General features: G+C 69.9%; 17 protein-coding genes and 1 tRNA gene. 12 read left to right on the forward strand and 6 right to left on the reverse strand.

Annotated features, from left to right (window positions below):
* The first annotated feature begins 24 nt into the window (after nt 1-24).
* The 3 genes from ACWD4O_RS32280 to ACWD4O_RS32290 all read left to right on the forward strand — a co-directional run bounded on the left by ACWD4O_RS32280 (nt 25) and on the right by ACWD4O_RS32290 (nt 2,170).
* A complete protein-coding gene (locus tag ACWD4O_RS32280) occupies nt 25-501 on the forward strand; it encodes an FtsB family cell division protein (RefSeq protein ID WP_351918420.1) in 477 nt (158 codons plus the stop codon).
* Between the two features lie 71 nt (nt 502-572).
* On the forward strand, nt 573-1,097 hold the full coding sequence (locus ACWD4O_RS32285) for a DUF501 domain-containing protein (protein WP_351918418.1): 525 nt from the start codon (nt 573-575) through the stop codon (nt 1,095-1,097).
* Nucleotides 1,098-1,210: 113 nt separating this feature from the next.
* On the forward strand, nt 1,211-2,170 hold the full coding sequence (locus ACWD4O_RS32290; RefSeq protein ID WP_451285311.1) for a Ppx/GppA phosphatase family protein: 960 nt from the start codon (nt 1,211-1,213) through the stop codon (nt 2,168-2,170).
* A gap of 39 nt (nt 2,171-2,209) precedes the next feature.
* On the opposite strand, the gene ACWD4O_RS32295 is transcribed toward ACWD4O_RS32290, so the two are convergent.
* Nucleotides 2,210-2,857 (reverse strand): hypothetical protein, encoded by a 648-nt coding sequence (locus tag ACWD4O_RS32295; protein WP_451285313.1) that lies wholly within the window; start codon nt 2,855-2,857, stop codon nt 2,210-2,212.
* Nucleotides 2,858-3,390: 533 nt separating this feature from the next.
* Here ACWD4O_RS32295 and ACWD4O_RS32300 point away from each other — a divergent pair.
* Both ACWD4O_RS32300 and ACWD4O_RS32305 read left to right on the forward strand, forming a co-directional pair.
* On the forward strand, nt 3,391-4,791 hold the full coding sequence (locus tag ACWD4O_RS32300) for an NAD(P)/FAD-dependent oxidoreductase (RefSeq protein WP_451285315.1): 1,401 nt from the start codon (nt 3,391-3,393) through the stop codon (nt 4,789-4,791).
* A gap of 246 nt (nt 4,792-5,037) precedes the next feature.
* Nucleotides 5,038-6,327 carry a class I SAM-dependent methyltransferase gene (locus ACWD4O_RS32305; RefSeq protein WP_451285317.1) on the forward strand — a complete coding sequence of 430 codons (1,290 nt, stop codon included), beginning with the start codon at nt 5,038-5,040 and terminating at the stop codon, nt 6,325-6,327.
* A 62-nt stretch (nt 6,328-6,389) separates the two neighbouring features.
* On the opposite strand, the gene ACWD4O_RS32310 is transcribed toward ACWD4O_RS32305, so the two are convergent.
* Nucleotides 6,390-8,918, reverse strand: a complete 2,529-nt coding sequence (locus ACWD4O_RS32310; protein WP_451285319.1) for an ABC transporter permease — start codon at nt 8,916-8,918, stop codon at nt 6,390-6,392.
* A gap of 51 nt (nt 8,919-8,969) precedes the next feature.
* Nucleotides 8,970-9,740 carry an ABC transporter ATP-binding protein gene (locus ACWD4O_RS32315; RefSeq protein ID WP_351918406.1) on the reverse strand — a complete coding sequence of 257 codons (771 nt, stop codon included), beginning with the start codon at nt 9,738-9,740 and terminating at the stop codon, nt 8,970-8,972.
* 432 nt (nt 9,741-10,172) lie between these two features.
* Here ACWD4O_RS32315 and ACWD4O_RS32320 point away from each other — a divergent pair.
* Nucleotides 10,173-10,256: transfer RNA gene (locus tag ACWD4O_RS32320), tRNA-Leu, on the forward strand.
* 195 nt (nt 10,257-10,451) lie between these two features.
* Here the strand turns inward: ACWD4O_RS32320 and ACWD4O_RS32325 are convergent.
* Nucleotides 10,452-11,036, reverse strand: a complete 585-nt coding sequence (locus tag ACWD4O_RS32325; RefSeq protein WP_451285321.1) for an HD domain-containing protein — start codon at nt 11,034-11,036, stop codon at nt 10,452-10,454.
* A 13-nt stretch (nt 11,037-11,049) separates the two neighbouring features.
* Entirely contained in the window at nt 11,050-12,123 is a 1,074-nt protein-coding gene (locus ACWD4O_RS32330; RefSeq protein WP_451285323.1) for a helix-turn-helix domain-containing protein, read from the reverse strand.
* A gap of 163 nt (nt 12,124-12,286) precedes the next feature.
* On the opposite strand from ACWD4O_RS32330, the gene ACWD4O_RS32335 reads away from it, so the two are divergent.
* The 6 genes from ACWD4O_RS32335 to ACWD4O_RS32360 all read left to right on the forward strand — a co-directional run bounded on the left by ACWD4O_RS32335 (nt 12,287) and on the right by ACWD4O_RS32360 (nt 17,645).
* Nucleotides 12,287-12,847: an ATP-binding protein gene (locus tag ACWD4O_RS32335; protein WP_451285325.1), complete on the forward strand. Its 561-nt coding sequence runs from the start codon at nt 12,287-12,289 to the stop codon at nt 12,845-12,847.
* Between the two features lie 75 nt (nt 12,848-12,922).
* Complete coding sequence (locus ACWD4O_RS32340) at nt 12,923-14,041, forward strand: radical SAM protein (protein WP_451285327.1); 1,119 nt, start codon at nt 12,923-12,925, stop codon at nt 14,039-14,041.
* A 2-nt stretch (nt 14,042-14,043) separates the two neighbouring features.
* Entirely contained in the window at nt 14,044-14,241 is a 198-nt protein-coding gene (locus tag ACWD4O_RS32345) for a hypothetical protein (protein WP_450949666.1), read from the forward strand.
* An 86-nt stretch (nt 14,242-14,327) separates the two neighbouring features.
* Nucleotides 14,328-15,263 carry a GNAT family N-acetyltransferase gene (locus ACWD4O_RS32350; protein WP_451285330.1) on the forward strand — a complete coding sequence of 312 codons (936 nt, stop codon included), beginning with the start codon at nt 14,328-14,330 and terminating at the stop codon, nt 15,261-15,263.
* 101 nt (nt 15,264-15,364) lie between these two features.
* The gene (locus tag ACWD4O_RS32355) at nt 15,365-16,540 is read left to right on the forward strand and encodes a 4-hydroxybenzoate 3-monooxygenase (RefSeq protein WP_451285332.1); all 1,176 of its coding nucleotides are present in this window, start codon (nt 15,365-15,367) and stop codon (nt 16,538-16,540) included.
* Nucleotides 16,541-16,751: 211 nt separating this feature from the next.
* Nucleotides 16,752-17,645, forward strand: a complete 894-nt coding sequence (locus ACWD4O_RS32360) for a Bax inhibitor-1/YccA family protein (RefSeq protein WP_451285334.1) — start codon at nt 16,752-16,754, stop codon at nt 17,643-17,645.
* An 83-nt stretch (nt 17,646-17,728) separates the two neighbouring features.
* On the opposite strand, the gene ACWD4O_RS32365 is transcribed toward ACWD4O_RS32360, so the two are convergent.
* A complete protein-coding gene (locus ACWD4O_RS32365; RefSeq protein ID WP_020128488.1) occupies nt 17,729-17,956 on the reverse strand; it encodes a DUF4287 domain-containing protein in 228 nt (75 codons plus the stop codon).
* Nucleotides 17,957-18,041 lie beyond the last annotated feature (85 nt).

Consider the following 18,041-nt stretch of genomic DNA (forward strand, 5'->3'; position numbering starts at 1 on the left):
GAGAGCGGGAGGCGGGGAAGACCCATGGCCGTGAAGGACCGGGACCGTTTCTCCACCGCGACCAGGATCAAGCTGCTCGGCGAGCAGACCGCGGCCCGGGTCTACCGCTCCCAGACCAAGCGCCAGGCCCGCCGCTCCCGCCTCACCGGCCGTGCGGCCCTGCTGGCGCTCGTCCTGTGCACACTGATCGTGGCCCTGGCCTACCCGATGCGCCAGTACGTCTCCCAGCGCGCCGACATCGCCGACCTGGAACGCGAGAAGCAGCAGGCCAGCGAGCGCGTCGAGCAGCTGCGCGACCTCAAGGCACGCTGGCAGGACGACGCGTACGCCGAGCAGCAGATCCGGCTGCGGCTGCACTACGTCCTGCCCGGGGAGACCGGTTACGTCGTGATCGACCCGGACGCGGCCAAGCAGTCGCGCGCCGACCTCGGGGCGGCCGACCGCCCCTGGTACTCGAACGTCTGGGACGGCGTCGACAAGTCGGACGCCGCCTCCCAGTGACACCAGCGATATCAGCGATATCAGCGACACCAGTGACAGCATTGAACTGACAGAGAGATTTTCGTACCGGCATGGAAACTGCCCCGCCGACCACCCCGCGCACCGAGCCCACCGACGCGGACGTCGAGGCCTTCAAGCAGCAGCTCGGACGCCCGCCGCGCGGCCTGCGCGCGATCGCGCACCGCTGCCCGTGCGGACAGCCGGACGTCGTCGAGACCGCGCCGCGCCTGCCCGACGGCACCCCCTTCCCGACGCTGTACTACCTGACGTGCCCGAAGGCCAACTCGGCGATCGGCACGCTGGAGGCCAACGGCGTGATGAAGGAGATGACGGACCGGCTGGCGACCGACCCGGAGCTCGCCGCCGCCTACCGTGCCGCGCACGAGGACTACATCCGGCGCCGGGACGAGATCGAGGAGCTGAAGAACTTCCCCAGTGCGGGCGGCATGCCGGACCGGGTGAAGTGCCTGCACGTGCTGGTGGCGCACTCGCTGGCCGCCGGGCCGGGCGTGAACCCGCTCGGCGACGAGGCGCTGGCGATGCTGCCGGAGTGGTGGCGCAAGGGTGCTTGCGTGACGCTCGCCGCTGAGCAGTGACCGTCTCCTACCGTGCCGTCTTTGGGGGCTGCCGCCCCCAGGCCCCCGCTTTCGGCCTGAACGGCCTCGTCCTCAATCGCCGGACGGGCTGAAATACAGAAGGGCATCCCACTATGACCCGCGTCGCCGCGATCGACTGCGGTACGAACTCCATCCGCCTCCTCGTCGCCGACGTCGACCCGGAGACCGGCGAGCTCGTCGACCTGGACCGGCGCATGATCATCGTCCGCCTCGGCCAGGGGGTGGACCGCACCGGGCGGCTCGCTCCCGAGGCGCTGGAGCGGACCTTCGCGGCCTGCCGGGAGTACGCGGCCGTCATCAAGGAGCTCGGCGCGGAGCGGCTGCGCTTCGTCGCCACCTCCGCCTCCCGGGACGCGGAGAACCGCGACGACTTCGTGCGCGGGGTGCTCGACATCCTGGGCGTCGAACCCGAGGTCGTCACCGGCGACCAGGAGGCCGAGTTCTCCTTCGCCGGGGCCACGAAGGAGCTCAAGGGCCGCGCGGACCTCGTGCAGCCCTACCTGGTGGTGGACATCGGCGGCGGCTCGACGGAGTTCGTCGTGGGCGACGAGCAAGTGCGGGCCGCCCGCTCGGTCGACGTCGGCTGTGTGCGGATGACCGAACGGCACCTGGTCGTGGACGGGGAGATCACCGACCCGCCCACGCGGGAGCAGATCGCCGCGATGCGCGCCGACATCGAGGCCGCGCTCGACCTCGCCGAGGAGAGCGTCCCGCTGCGCGAGGCGCGCACGCTGGTCGGTCTGGCCGGCTCGGTCACGACGGTCTCGGCGATCGCGCAGAACCTCCCCGAGTACGACTCGGCGGCCATCCACCACTCCCGGGTCTCCCACGACAGGGTCCGCGAGATCACCGAGTGGCTGCTGCACTCCACCCACGCCGAGCGCGCGGCGGTCCCGTCGATGCACCCGGGCCGGGTGGACGTGATCGCGGCGGGCGCGCTCGTCCTGCTGTCGATCATGGAGCGGATCGGCGCGGAGGAGGTCGTGGTGAGCGAGCACGACATCCTCGACGGCATCGCGTTCAAGGTGGCGGAGGACGTCGGGAAGGCGTAGGGCGGTGGGAGGGCATAGGGCGGCGGGAAGGCGCAGGGATCACTCCGCGGCCCAGACGACGGCGTCGAACGTGCCCCTGGAGCCCTCGCCGGGGAGCGAGACCAGTCTGAGGCGGGCGACGTTCCCCTCGCTGGTGCGCACGCACACCACCATGCCCTTGGTGAGCGGACGGTCTTCGACTCCCTCCGCGTCGACGGTGTTCGCGCAGTCCGTGTAACTGGGCAGGGCGGCGTCGGCCGGCCAGAGCGAGAGCACGGTGGTCCCCAGGCCGTGGATCGAGTAGTGGTCGCGCCAGCCGCTGATCTCGAGGTCGCCCGCCTGATAGTTGCGGGTGACGGGCTGTCCTTCGTCCAGTTCCTTGCTCTGCGAGTCGAACGTCAGCGTGCCGTGCCAGCGCTCGCTTCCCGCCGCGGTCGGGGAGGGAGTCGGCGTGGCCGAGGGCGGGGACGGGGACGCCGGGGGCGGTGTCGACCCGGGCCCGGGGGCCTCGGCGGCGGTCGTGGTCGTCGGTGTGGTGGGCGCGGCGGTCCCGCCTCCGTCGTCGTCCCCGGAGGAGAGCAGGAGGGGCACTCCGACGCCGATCAGGGCGGCGAGCAGGACGCCCACGGCGCCGATCCACGCCGCCTGGTTGCCTCCGGCGAACCAGCCCCCGTCGCGCGTGTTCGCGTCGGATCGATCCTCGGCCACGGTACTCAGCCCCCCACTGTGGTACCTGCGCGCTCGTTTCGTACTGCTGTTGTCGCCGCGCCGGGCGTCGGTGAAACCCCTGCCGGACCAGGGCGGGCGGGCTACTCTGCTGAGCAGGTCGAATGACGTTTGAGCGTGCCGGAAGGGTCGTCGTGAAGGCCCGAAACGGTTCTCCACGACACCCCGTCGGAAAAGTTCGTGAAGTTCTTCACAAGGAATTCGGCCCTGTCGGAGGACGCGGGCGTCCCCGTTGACCCTTCCGGGGCCCCGGCACCCGTGTGAACGTGTTCAAAAGAGGCGGGCGCGGACGTATCGCGGGGGTCTTGCGAAGGTGTGTTGCGGGGCCCTCACGGAGGCCCTTCGAGCCCGGAGAGGCAGCTCACGCGGCATTGACAACGCCATGCCCTACACGCTGGTTCCCGTTCCGCGCCATGACGTGGATCACGCGAGCGGCGGAGGATAGCACACACCCTCCGGAAGCTTGTGAAGGGGCGCACGAGCGACCCCCCTGGAGCGGGTGGATACTCGATGGCATGAGCACCACGGAGCGTCCCAGGATCCTCGTAGTAGGCGGTGGGTACGTAGGCCTGTACGCAGCTCGGCGCATTCTCAAGAAGATGCGCTACGGCGAGGCGACCGTCACGGTCGTCGACCCCCGGTCGTACATGACCTACCAGCCCTTCCTCCCCGAAACCGCCGCCGGCAACATCTCCCCGCGCCATGTCGTCGTCCCGCTGCGACGCGTGCTGCCCAAGGCGGAGGTCCTCACCGGCCGGGTCACCACCATCGACCAGGACCGCAAGGTCGCCACCGTCGCGCCGCTGGTCGGCGAGGCGTACGAGCTGCCCTTCGACTACCTGGTGATCGCGCTCGGCGCGGTCTCCCGCACCTTCCCGATCCCCGGCCTCGCCGAGCAGGGCATCGGCATGAAGGGCGTCGAGGAGGCCATCGGCCTGCGCAACCACGTCCTCGAGCAGCTCGACAAGGCCGACTCCACGACCGACGAGGAGATCCGCCGCAAGGCGCTCACCTTCGTCTTCATCGGCGGCGGCTTCGCCGGTGCGGAGACCATCGGTGAGGTCGAGGACCTGGCCCGCGACGCGGCCAAGTACTACAAGACGGTGTCCCGCGAGGACATGCGCTTCATCCTCGTCGACGCCGCCGACAAGATCCTTCCCGAGGTCGGCCCCAAGCTCGGCCAGTACGGCAAGGAGCACCTGGAGAGCCGCGGCGTGGAGATCTACCTCTCCACCTCGATGGACTCCTGCGTCGACGGCCACGTCGTGCTGAAGAACGGGCTGGAGGTCGACTCCAACACGATCGTGTGGACGGCCGGCGTCAAGCCGAACCCGGTCCTGAGCCGCTACGGCCTCCCGCTGGGCCCGCGTGGTCACGTCGACACCGCCTCCACCCTCCAGGTCCAGGGCACCGACTACATCTGGGCCGCCGGCGACAACGCCCAGGTCCCCGATGTCGCCGCCCGCAAGGCCGGCGTCGAGAACGCCTGGTGCCCGCCGAACGCGCAGCACGCGCTCCGTCAGGCCAAGGTCCTCGGCGACAACGTGATCTCCGGTATGCGGGGCTTCCCGCAGAAGGAGTACGCGCACGCCAACAAGGGCGCGGTGGCGGGCCTCGGCCTCCACAAGGGCGTCGCCATGATCGTCATGGGCAAGATGAAGATCAAGGTCAAGGGCCGGCTGGCGTGGTACATGCACCGTGGCTACCACGGCATGGCGATGCCGACCTGGAACCGCAAGATCCGCGTCTTCGCCGACTGGACGCTCGGCATGTTCCTCAAGCGCGAGGTCGTGGCGCTGGGTGCGCTGGAGTCCCCGCGCGAGGAGTTCTACGAGGCCGCGAAGCCTGCTCCGGCGCCCGTCGCCGCGAAGCCGGCCGCCGAGAAGACCGAGACCGAGAAGGCCAAGGCCTCTTGACCTGCGGTCGCCGAAACACCCTGCTGAACAGCTGAACACCCCCGAAGGGGCCTCCCGCCATCCGTGGTGCGGGCGGCCCCTTCGGCGTTCGCGGGGCGCTCCCGTCCGTCCCCGCCTCCGGCGACCCGTGTCGTGTGCATGTTTTTTGCCGTGTCGTGACGGGCGCGCGGGACTGGACTCCGTGGCCTTCCGTGTTTACGTGTGGTGACAGGACATTCCGGGATCACCATCACGGAGGTGTGCATCATGGCTGACGCCGCGCCGCGGCTCCATGCCCTCGTCGAACAGTTGCTGGGAGTCCCGCTCCCGGTGCGCGTCCGCGCCTGGGACGGTTCGCAGGCCGGTCCGCCCGACGCGCCGACCCTGGTCGTACGCAACCGAAGAGGCCTGCGCCGGTTCCTCTTCAAGCCCGGCGAACTGGGTCTCGCCCGCGCCTGGGTGGCCGGCGACCTGGAGATCGAGGGGGACCTGTACCAGGCCCTCGACCTCGTCTCCGGCCTCGTCTGGGAGCGCGGGGAGGACGCTCGCACGCTCGCCCAGGCGCTGCGCGACCCGGAGGTCAGGGCGGCCGTCCGGGGCCTGCTGAAGCTCGCCGGGCCCCCGTTGCCGCCCGCCCCGCCCCGCGAGGAGGTCCGCCGCGCCGGGCATCTGCACACCCGACGCACCGACCGACGCGCCATCAGCCACCACTACGACGTCGGCAACGACTTCTACGAACTCGTCCTCGGCCCGTCCATGGTCTACTCGTGCGCCTACTGGGAGTCCGCGGACAGCACCCTCGAACTCGCCCAGCGCGACAAGCTCGAACTCGTCTGCCGCAAGCTGGACCTGGCCCCCGGACGCCGGCTGCTGGACGTCGGCTGCGGCTGGGGCTCGCTGGCGATCCACGCGGCCCGCGAGCACGGCGCGGACGTCGTCGGGATCACCCTCTCCCAGGAGCAGGCGGCGTACGCCCGCAAGCGCGTCGCCGACGCCGGGCTCACCGACAAGGTCGAGATCCGCGTCCAGGACTACCGGGACGTCGCCGACGGGCCCTACGACGCGATCTCCTCCATCGGCATGGCCGAGCACGTCGGCTCCGCGAAGTACCTGGAGTACGCGCAGGTCCTGTTCGCGCTCCTGAAGCCGGGCGGCCGGCTGCTCAACCACCAGATCGCCCGCCGCCCGCACAGCGACGAGTCCGCGTACGACCTGGACTCGTTCATCGACGCCTACGTCTTCCCGGACGGCGAACTCGCCCCCGTGGGCACCACGGTCGGCCACCTCGAACGGGCCGGCTTCGAGGTCCGTGACGTCGAGTCGATCCGCGAGCACTACGCCCTCACCCTGCGCCGCTGGGTCGCCCGCCTGGAGGCCGACTGGCGGCGGGCCGTGCAGCTGACCAGCCCCGGCCGTGCCCGGGTCTGGCGGCTCTACATGGCCGCCTCCGCCCTCGCCTTCGAACGCAACCGCATCGGCGTCAACCAGGTCCTGGCGGTCCGCACCCCCGAGTCGGGCGACTCCGCGATGCCCCTGCGCTCCCGCACCTGGAACTGACGGAACGGCACACGCGAAGGGGCCCCGCCGCAGCTCGCGACGGGGCCCCGACCGGTCCGCGGCTACTCCGACTTGATCGCCGCCAGCATGTTCAGGCGGGACGCGCGCCGGGCCGGCCACAGGGCCGCCAGGATGCCCACCGCGGCGGCCAGCACCAGGAACAGGAGCATCCGGCCCCAGGGCAGGACGAGTTCGTACGTGGGCATCTTCGTGCCGACCAGCTCACCGGCCGCCCAGCCGAAGAACACGCCCAGGCCGATGCCGAGCACCCCGCCGAAGAGCGAGATCACCAGCGACTCCAGACGGACCATCCGCTTGACCGAACGCCGGTCCAGGCCGATGGCCCGCAGCATGCCGATCTCCTGGGAGCGCTCGAAGACCGACATCGCGAGCGTGTTGATGACACCGAGGACGGCGACGATCACGGCCATCGCGAGCAGCCCGTAGAGCATGTTCAGCAGCAGGGTGAACATCTTGGCGATCTCGTTGGAGAGGTCCTGCTTGCTCTGCACCTTGATGGCCGGGTTCGCGCCCAGGGCCTTCTCCAGCCGGTCCTTCGTGCCGTCGGAGGCGCCGCCGGACGTCTTGACCATGACCTGCATGTCGGTCGGCTCCGCCAGATGCGGGGTGAGGGCCGAGTTGTCGACGAGGATGCCCTGGATCAGCTCGTTGCCCTGGTAGACCCCGGCGACCGTCAGCTGCTGCTTCTTGCCGTCCTCGTAGTTCGCCGTGAACGTCGAACCGGCCTTCCAGCCATGGGTCTTGGCCATGACGTCGTCGACGACGACATGGGAGCCGTCCACCTTGAACGCGCCGTCGTCGACCTTGAGGTCGGTCAGCTCGCCGATGGTGGAGCCGGTGACGCCGGTGAGGTACTCGGTCGTGCCGTCGATACGGGCGGGCCCGTTGCGCATCGGGCTGGTGGCGGTCACCCCGTCGGTGGCCTTCAGCTTCTCGTCGATGTCCGCGGAGAGCTCGTTGCCGTTCGCCATCGACACGACGTAGTCGGCCTTGATCGCGGAGGACGCCATCTTGTCGATGCTCTGCTGCAGGCTGCCCGCCATCACCGTCATGCCCGTGATCAGGGTCAGGCCGATCATCAGCGCGGAGGCCGTGGCCGCCGTGCGGCGCGGGTTGCGCACCGAGTTCTGCCGGGCCAGCTTGCCGGACACCCCGAAGACCCGCAGGACGGGCGCGGAGGCCGCGATCAGCGGACGGGACAGCAGCGGGGTCAGGATGAACACGCCGATGATGAGCAGGACCGCGCCGATGCCCATGGGGGCCTGGCCGTCGGAGCCGTCCATCGTCGTCGCGGCCAGGACCACGGCGACGCCCGCCCCGGAGAACAGCGCGCCCAGCGTGTTGCGCAGCACCAGCGACTTGGTCGTCGCGGCGGCGTGCACGCTGCTCATCGCGGCGACCGGCGGGATCTTCGCGGCCCGGCGGCCGGGCAGCCAGGCCGCCAGCATGGTGATGACGACGCCGACGACCAGGGCGGCGGCGACCGTGCCGGACGAGACGATGAGCGGACCGTCGGGGACGGTCGCCCCCAGCGTGCCCAGCAGCGAGCGCAGCCCCGCGCCGATCCCGATGCCGGCGACCAGCCCGGTCACCCCGGCGACCGTGCCGACGACGAACGCCTCGATCAGCACCGACCGCGTGACCTGCCGCCGGGAGGCGCCGACGGCCCGCATCAGCGCGAGCTCCTTGGTGCGCTGGGCGACCAGCATGGTGAAGGTGTTGGCGATGATGAAGGTGCCGACGAACAGCGCGATGCCGGCGAAGACCAGCAGCCCCGACTTCAGCCCGCTCATCGACGCGGCGATCGCCACCGCCTGGTCGTCGGCGAGCTCCTCGCCGGTGACGGTCTCGACCTTGTCCTTCGGCAGCGCGGCGGCCAGCGCGGACTGCAGCGCGCTCTGCGAGGTGCCGGCCGCGGCCTGCACGTCGATCTCGTCGAAGGTGCCGACCTTGCCGAACAGGGTCTGCGCGGTCGGCGTGTCGAACAGGGCGAGGCTGCCGCCGGCGGCGACGTTGCCGTCGTCCGTGGTGAAGACGCCGGTGATCTTCGGGGTGAGGACGGGGCCGTCGACGGAGAGCCGCACGGTGTCGCCGACCTCGTACCCGCCCCGCTCGGCCGTCTTCGCGTCGATGACGACCTCGTCCTTGCCGTTCGGCGCGTGCCCGGAGACGAGCGGGTACCGGACGTCCTTCTCGCCCCAGTAGTTGCCGCCCTGCGACTGGAAGCCGCCGCCGATGAGCTTGCCGTCCTTGTCGGCGATGGCGGTGAAGCCGCTGACGACGCCGATCGCGGACGCGGCGCCCGGGACCTTCGCGCTCTGCTCCACCATGGCCTGGGTCAGCTCGGGGTTCTTGACGATGCGATCGCCGACGTCCGGCTGGTACCCGGGGGTGACGGCGACGTCGACATGGTCGAAGCCCTTGGCTGAGCTGTTCTGGAGGGCGTTGGAGAGGGTGTTGGTGAAGACCAGGGTCCCCGACACGAAGGCCACGCCGAGCATCACGGCGAGCACGGTCATCAGGAGCCGGGCCTTGTGCGCGAGCACAGTGCGCAAGGCGGTACGGAACATGTGTGTTTTCTCAGTCCTGGATCGAAGTCCTGAAGCGATTCGTGTCGGAGGTCAGCTGGTGCGGCCCTTGGCGTCGAACTGCTTCATCCGGTCGAGGACCGAGTCGGCCGTCGGCCCGTACACCTCGTCGACGATCCGGCCGTCCGCGAGGAACACCACCCGGTCCGCGTACGCCGCGGCCACCGGGTCATGGGTCACCATGACCACCGTCTGGCCCAGCTCCCGCACGGAGTTGCGCAGGAAGCCCAGCACCTCGGCGCCCGAGCGCGAGTCGAGGTTTCCGGTCGGCTCGTCGCCGAAGATGATGTCCGGCCGGGAGGCCAGGGCGCGGGCGACGGCCACGCGCTGCTGCTGGCCTCCGGAGAGCTGCGAGGGCCGGTGGCCGAGCCGGTCGGCGAGCCCCACCATCCGGATGACGTTTTCCAGCCAGTCCTTGTCCGGCTTCCGGCCCGCGATGTCCATCGGGAGGGTGATGTTCTCGATCGCCGTCAGCGTCGGCAGCAGGTTGAACGCCTGGAAGATGAACCCGATCTTGTCCCGGCGCAACTTGGTGAGCTGGCGGTCCTTCAGCGAGCCGAGCTCGGTGTCGCCGATGCGCACGGAGCCGGAGGAGAAGCTGTCGAGGCCGGCGACGCAGTGCATCAGCGTGGACTTGCCGGAGCCGGAGGGCCCCATGATCGCGGTGAACTCGGCCTGCTTGAAGTCGACCGAGACCCGGTCGAGGGCGACCACCTGGGTCTCGCCCTGTCCGTAGATCTTCGACAGGTCCGTGGCACGTGCGGCCACAGCGGTGGTCCGGTCGGCGAGCGGGGTGGTCGTCACGGAAACGTGCTCCTGTCGGGACGGTGGAGTGGGTACGGCGATGTGTCTCCTGGAGACGTGAACCATCGTCCCGGCCGTCAGCCGCCGTGTAGTCAGTCGCTGTCCCGGTTCTGAAGGCAGACTCGAGGCGGACCGAGTGCCGCCGTGTCATACCTGGGGATGACCCCGATCCCTGAGGGACGGTTCGGGAGTCGACTCGGGAGGCGGTTCGTCAAGAACCGGTGGAGCACCCTCGTTCGTACGGTGAAATTCCGTCATTCCGCATACGCAAGCGGTTGCCGCGCGCGAGGCTACTGGCAAGTGCAGATGGCGAGTTCCATGTGCTGATGCACCCTCAGACGTCAATAAAATAAGACAACATCGGTCCACCGTTCCGCTGTTCGAGGGACGGATCCCGATAGGGTCGGAAGCTCAAGCGGAGCCCATCGGCCTGCCCAGATGGTGGAATGCAGACACGGCGAGCTTAAACCTCGCTGCCCCTTCGCGGGCGTGCCGGTTCAAGTCCGGCTCTGGGCACTTCCGACTTCTCGGCGATCGCTGCACCCTCCATCGAGGCACTGACCGCCGCGGTGTCTTGTCGCTGTAGGTCACGCCGCCTCGGCCAGGCCGGTGCGACGACCTCGTCCTGCAGCCACAGCAGCCGCCGGTACTCGGCGGGAGGATCGGACACCGGCCCGAGTGCCCGGTGTCCGGCGGCCCGGGTACGGCAGGTCAGCGCGGCTGCTCGCCGAGGGCCGAGCGCAGCCAGTCGAGCGAGCCTGTCGCGAGGACGGCATCCGCGAGGGCCTGCCCGGACTTGGTCGTGATCCGGCCGCGGGAGTTGTCGATCCAGCGCTGAGCGTTCGCGTATCCCTGGTCTCGGTACTCGATTCCCTGGATCATGCACTCCAGCTTGTCAGCGTCCCGGGCGCAGTCGGCTTCCAGGGTGTCGCGGGCCTCGTATACGCCGATGATCTCCGTCACCGCCTCAGCGACGGCCGCAGGCATACCGGCGACCTGGTCCGCGGCGATGTCCCTCGGGTCGGCCTCTCCCTCGGTGTACTTCTTCCCGAGGTGGTTGACGTCGCCGGTACGGGTCTCGCCTGTGTCGTGCCAGACCGCGAGAAGCGCGGCGCGGGACGGGTCGGCGCCTTCCATCACCGCGATGACCGAGGCGATCAGCGAGGTCCGCCAGGAGTGTTCGGCGACCGTCTCGGGCTGGCGTACGCCCGCCATCCACCACCCGGTGCGGGCCGTGTGCTTGAGCGTCCCGGCCTCGAACAGGAACTTCGCCACCGGAGAAAGGTCGTCGGACACCTGCGGTCTCCTCTCACGCCTCGGCGAGGCGGATTGCATAACGGATGCTCTCCAGCTCGCGCCTGCCACGGGACGAGAGCTCCCGGTTATCCAACATCACCGGCAGGCGTTCGCGTAGGGCACGTGCAGCGGCCCCCGACCGCAACAGGTCGGGGCGTACCTGGAGCAGCGACCACACGGAATGGATGTTGAGATCCACGTAGCCATGCGCGGGCGCGATGCCCTCGACCAGGTGGGCGAGGAGTCGGCCCCCGTGCCACGGGCCGAGGGAGTCGTCCGCGATGAAGTCGTCCGAGAGCTGGGGGACGCTGGTCTCGCCGATCCAGTACGCCCAGTAGGCCAAGTTCGCCGCCTCTCCTGCCTCGTCGTCCTGGAGCGCCCGGTCGATGAAGTACGCCATGCGCGCGCGGTCACCCTGGCGGGCCGCGACAGCGGCGACACTGCGCTCGATCAGCCACCCCGTGAGCCAGTCGTTCGGCCGCTCGGTGCGCTGCTGCTGAGCGAGCCAGTCCCCGGTGTCGGCCTGCTGGTCGTACCCGGACAGGTAGAGAGCCTGACGGCGCAAAAGGAAGTGACCCGGACCGCGTGCCTGCTCTGCGGTGCGGCGCATCTGCACGAAGAACCTGGCCCGTTCGGCGGCGGTCAGATCAGGCCCGGCGGGGGCCGGCCCCCGCCTCGGCCGCGGCGGCACGGGCAGCGCGCGGACCGTACGCGGCGGCACACCATTGAGCGGCCAGGCCAGAACCTCGGCCAACTCGCGCTGCATGACCACCGCGCCGAGGGGGTTGCCCTCGGCCGTTGCCTCCTCGTCGAGTGCGTACGCGAGGAGGACATCCGCCTCCAAGGCGCGCTCGAGGGCCTGGAGCAGAGTGGGCGAGGTACCCGTTCGCATCAGTCGGTGGCGCATGCCGAGTATCTGGCCGACGGTTACGGACGTCAGAGGGCGCCGGCCGCTCTCCCATCCGGCGATCGTGTCCAGGGCCACCTTCAGATGCTCGGCGGCCTCCTCCTGCGTGTAGCCCTGCTGCTCGCGGATCACCCGGAGGACGTACCCGCTGAGCAGGCCGGATCGGGGCCGCTGGGCCATACCCGTACCAGCGGTCAGGGTTCGTCGCGTGCTTGGCCGCATGGGAAGTCCAATCCCGGCGGTTTCAGGTAAACCACCCGTACTCGCGGTCACTTCAGGGTCACGCTCTGACTTCGTACGGTCGTGGTGTCCCTGAATCGAGCCTATTGGGAGGCCGCGTCACATGGGCTCTGTTCCCCATACCCACCACCCGTCGGTGGCACCGTCGACGCCCTCGGACGGCCTGCTGATGATCTCCGAGGTTCTGCCCCGGGAGCCGGAGTCCGTGCCGGTCGCCCGTCGGCTTGTTCGTGACGCTCTCTCGCGCTGGCAGCTCCCCAGGCTCGTCGAGGCTGCCGAGCTGGTTGTCTCCGAGCTGGCCGCCAACACGGTGAACCATGCCCGCGCGGACTGTATGCGCGTGACCGTCTGCCGGGTCGGGGCCGACCGTGTCAGGGTGGCCGTCATCGACCGGAGCCGCGCCATGCCCGTCTTGGCGGACGCGGGAGACGACACCGAGCACGGGCGAGGTCTGGCACTCGTCGACGCTGTCTCGCAGCAGTGGGGCTACGACACGTTCCGCTGGGGGAAACGAGTCTGGGCCGACCTGGTGGCCGACGACGAGGACAGCATCGAGGGCCAGGTCCCCATGCACAACACGCCGTGCGCGCAGGCCGGCTACGCCCTGACAGCGCTCGCGCTCGGCGCCGCGATCGTCTGGTCCATCCTCACCCCGCGGTCCTGACCCGACGGCCCCTCATCTCCGCTCCGGCCGTGCTGCTTCGCCACGGCCGGGACGGACCGACCCCTCGGAGATCTCATGCATACCCTGATCGCCGCGCCGTTCCTGGAACAGCACGTACTCGTACGCCCGGGAAGTCGTGACGGCGCGCTCCTCCCGGAAGACCGGTACGAGGAGCTACGCACCGTCGACCCCGCTGCGCCGACCCCGGTCTGGCTCGTCGCCGCCGTTCGTGAGCGGTGGGACGACCTCGACGTCACGGGCCGCCCGGTCGGTGACTTCCTACTCGTTCGGCAGCCGTCCGACCGGGGCTACGGCAAGGCGAGTTACGAGCTCAACCTCGGCTGTAACTACGACTGCAAGCACTGCTACCTCGGGGTCAAGGTGCAGTCCGGGATGGCGTGGACGGACAAGCGGCGTTGCCTGGACATCATGGCCCGGGCCGGCGTCCTCTTCCTCCAGGTCACCGGCGGTGAGCCGACCATGGACCGGGACTTCACGCGCGCGTACCGGCACGCCTGGGACCTCGGCATGATGATCACAGTCTCGACGAACGGCTCGCTGCTGTGGCGGGAGAACCTGCTCCGCCTCTTCAGGGAGCGCCCGCCGTACCGCGTCACGGTGTCCATGTACGGGGCGACGAAGGCCAGTTACGACGAGCTGACGCAGCGCGCGGGCGCGTGGGACCAGTTCGTCCAGGGTATGAACGCCGCCCGCCACGCCCGTCTGCCGCTGCGGATGAGCATCGTCGTCACCGACGACAACGGGCACGAAGAGGCGGCGATGATCGGCCTGTGTGAGTCGTGGGGCGTGGAGTACGAGGTCTTCACGAACATGACGCCCACGATCTACGGCGGCGGCGACGTACTCACCGCGCAGTCCAAGGAACACCTGCGGCTGCGGAAGACCTTCACGGGCTGCAACGCCGGACACACCTTCTTCCACATGGACCCGCACGGGCTGGTGTCCATCTGCAAGATCGGCCGCGACGACCAGATCAGCCTCCCCCACGAGGGGATCGAGGGCCTTGCCCGGCTGGGCGCGATCGCGGACCGCCTCATGCTTCGCACCGGAGGCTGCTCGGGCTGCACGATCTCCGGTTCCTGCCGCGTGTGCAGGCCCCTGGCCAAGCACTACCAGGAGGCGAAGGCCCCGCTGGCGGCTTACTGCCGGCACGGAGAGAAGAAAGCAGGGTGACGATGACCGCTGTAGCAGTCGAGATCTCGCCGAGGCGTCCGCTCCCGGACGACGGACCCCAGGGAGGTGCGGTGTACTTCACGCGGCCGGTCCTGGACCCCACCCCTGCGGTGACGCGGGTCACCGGGATCGCCGACATGGACACCGTCATGGACAGCGCGAAGTGCAGCTGCGCCGCCGGTGACGACAACCCGCACTAGACCTGACCGGCGAGTGGCCCGCAGGCCCCGGCGCGACATTGCGCCGGGGCCCGCAGCGCCTCCTCGACATGGGTAGCGTGCGGGGCATGCGCTTCCGTTGGGGCTGGATCGAGCCCCTGATGCCTGTGCCGTACATCCCGACTCTCGGCCCTGTTCGCCGGGACGATCCCCTTCCCGACCTGTTCGAGGCCGTCGTGGAGGCGGCGGGCACAGGCCGCTTCTTGCCCTACGACAAAGACCGCCGCTGGTCCGACACCAAGGCCGAACGCGTGCTGGCTGACGCCATCAAGCACGACCAGCGTCAGACCCTCGTGCCCACACTCCTGGAGCGCGGGCACGGCACGGTCAAGGTCCATGTCTACGGGGTTGAGCCGGACAGCCTGACGGCCGGCGCCGACCTGGCGCGGAAGCTCGCCGCGGCCCACGGCGCGGGCCGGGCCCGGATCGTCTGGTTCCTCAGCCCCGACCAGCCCGACGCGCACGCCCGGGGCGCGACCCGCGTCCACCTCAAGGACTTCACCGCCTTCGGGCCGGGCCCGGCACCCGACGCGCAGGTACTGGACCACAAGCAGCTCGCCGACCCCGAGCGGTTCGCCGTGCTCGCCGAGCTGATGGCCGAGGACGGCTTCGCCTTCCTCCACGACCAGATGCGGGCCGGGACCGTCGGCCCGGTCCTCACCGTCCTCGACAAGGGCAGCGTGGCCGGTGCCATCGGCCCCATGGAGACCATGACGGACCCGACCGGCCGGGCCCGGCTGCTGCCGCAGTACTTCGGCGTCCTGCCGCAGTACCGCGGCGTCGGGTACGGACGGACTCTGTGGCGGGCGGCGATGCACTGGGGGCACCAGCACAGCGCCGCGTATCAGCTCCTGCAGACCGAGGTGGGCGGTGCATCCGACCGCTTGTGCGCGAGCGAGGGACTGACGTCGCTGGGCTTCGTGAACCAGCGGGACGTCTGGCCCGTCCGACGCACAGCCGTTCGTCAGGCCGGCTCTCGGGCCCGGGATCCTTCGAGGCGTTGACACCGGCTGAGTGCGGGCGCACACTCACGTGCGAAGAGAGTGAAGGAAACTTCACTGTGCGAACAAGTCTCTGAGCGGACAACGTCTGAAGGGAACGACCGATGCGCACCACTGTCGGCATCGTCGGCGCCGGCCCCGCCGGCCTCCTCCTCGCCCGGCTGCTCCACAACGCCGGCATCGACTCCGTCGTCCTGGAGAGCCGCGACCGGGCCTACGTCGAACAGCGGCAGCGCGCCGGGATCCTGGAACAGGGCACGGTCGACGTGCTGCGCGCGGCCGGCGCCGGGGAGCGGATGGACCGCGAGGGGCTGCGCCACGACGGCATCGAGCTGCGGTACGACAGGAAGCGCCACCGCGTCGACTTCCCCGCCCTCACCGGCGGCCGGTCGGTGATGGTCTACGCCCAGACGGAGGTGTGCAAGGACCTCATCGCCCTCCAGCTGAAGGCGGGCGGCCCGCTGCTCTTCGAGGCGGAGGCCCTGGCCGTCGAGGACGCCGCCACCGACCGCCCGCGCGTCCGCTTCCGCCACGGAGGCGTCGAGGACGTCCTGGAGTGCGACTACGTCGTCGGCTGCGACGGCTTCTGGGGGGTCTCGCGAAAGGCGGTCCCGGCCGACCTGACCCGGGTCTTCGAGCGGACGTACCCCTTCGGCTGGCTCGGCATCCTCGCCGATGTGCCGCCCTCGCACGACGAGCTGGTCTACGCCCGCCACGACCGTGGCTTCGCGCTGCTGTCGATGCGCTCCCCGTCCGTCTCCCGGCTCTACCTCCAGGTGGCCGACGGCACCGACGCCGAGGCCTGGGCCGACGACGAGATCTGGGACGAGCTGGAGCGCCGCTTCGAGACGGACGACGACTGGCGGCTGGAGCGCGGGCCGATCACCCAGAAGTCGGTCACCCCGATGCGCTCCTACGTCCACGAGCCGATGCGGCACGGCCGGCTCTTCCTCGCCGGAGACGCGGCCCACATCGTGCCGCCGACCGGTGCCAAGGGGCTCAACCTCGCCGTCGGGGACGTCGTCACCTTCGCCCGGGCGCTGACGCACCGGCGGGAGACGGGCTCGGCCGAGCTCCTCGACGCCTACTCCGAGACCTGTCTGCGGCGCGTGTGGCAGGCCGAGCGGTTCTCCTACGACATGACGACCCTGCTGCACCCCGCCCCCGACGCCACGCCGTTCGAGAGCCGCCTCCAGCTCGCCCGCCTGGAGCGGATCGCCTCCTCCCGCGCCGCCGAGACCGATCTGGCCGAGGGGTACACCGGGTTCCCGTTCGGGTGATCGAACGGCCGGACCGTTCGATCACTGTGCGGTTCCGGCCATGTCCCGGCTCTGTCATGAATGAAGCCCTCCTGTGTGGGGAATCACGACGCCGCGTAGCGTGTTGCGCAGCAGCAAGAGGGAAAGATCCTCCTCAAGCACTAGGGTCAATCCTTTGCCTACCTATTACCCTTGAGCCCAAGGCCGCGCAGTGTGGCCACGGAGGAGCGAAATGGAGAGCAGAAACCCGGTCTTCTCGCGACGGGGGTTCAGCCGCGACAACGGCTACGCGGGCTTCAACGCCGCGCCGCAGGCCGGGGGACCCGCAGTCGGCACGCAGCAGGGCAACCCGTACGCCCAGCCGGCCGACAACCCGTACGCGCAGAACCCCTACGCCCAGCAGGGCCTGCAGCAGGGCGCCCCGCCGCAGGCCCCGGCCACCACAGGCCGGATGACCATGGACGACGTCGTCGCGCGGACCGCGACCACGCTCGGCGCCGTGGTCCTCACGGCGGTGCTGTCCTGGCTGCTGCTGCCGGTCGACGAGGCCAACATCGGCAAGTCGTACGGCATCGCCGTCGGCGCCGGTCTGGTCGCGATGGTGCTGGCGCTGATCCAGTCCTTCAAGCGCAAGCCCGTCCCGGCGCTGATTCTGTCGTACGCCGCCCTCGAGGGCGTCTTCCTCGGCGTGATCTCCAGCGCGGTGTCCACGTACATCGGGGACGGCGTCGTCGCGCAGGCCGTGCTGGGCACCATGGCGGTCTTCGCCGGTGTCCTGGTGGCCTACAAGGCGGGCTGGATCCGCGTCAACCGCCGCTTCTACGGCTTCGTGATGGCGGCCGCGCTCGGCTTCGTCCTGCTGATGGTCGTGAACCTGCTGTTCACGGTCTTCGGCGGCGGTGACGGCCTCGGCTTCCGCAGCGGTCCGCTCGGCATCGTGTTCGGTGTCATCGGCATCCTGCTCGGCGCGGCCTTCCTCGCCCTGGACTTCAAGCAGGTCGAGGACGGCGTGGCCTACGGCGCCCCGCGCGAGGAGGCCTGGCTCGCCGCCTTCGGCCTCACGCTGACGCTGGTGTGGATCTACATGGAGTTCCTGCGACTCCTGTCGATCCTGAACAGCGACTGACGCACAGCATCGTGAGAAGGGCCCCGGGATCTCGATCCCGGGGCCCTTCGCCGTGTCCGTAGTGGGTGTGTGTCGCGTGCGCGCTAGAGGAGTTTGCGCGCGGCCCTCCTCAGGTCGTACTCATGGATGATCGCCTTGGCGTGGCCGTACGCGAGGTTGTGCTCGGCGCGCAGCCAGCTGACCTTCTCCTCGAAGCGGAGAGCGGGGCCTTCGTCGACGGTGCGCAGCCAGTCGGCGACTTCACGACCGGTGCAGTGTGGGATACGGGCCAGTATGTTGCGGTGGGTCTCCTCGGAGAGGACATGGGACATCGGCGCCTCCGGTAGCAAAGGGGATGTAAGCCGGTCCTTCAGGTCACGGTGCCTGAGTGTTCGCCCGTTGGCAACAGTCCCGGTG

This window comes from Streptomyces sp. NPDC002623, from assembly GCF_053592635.1.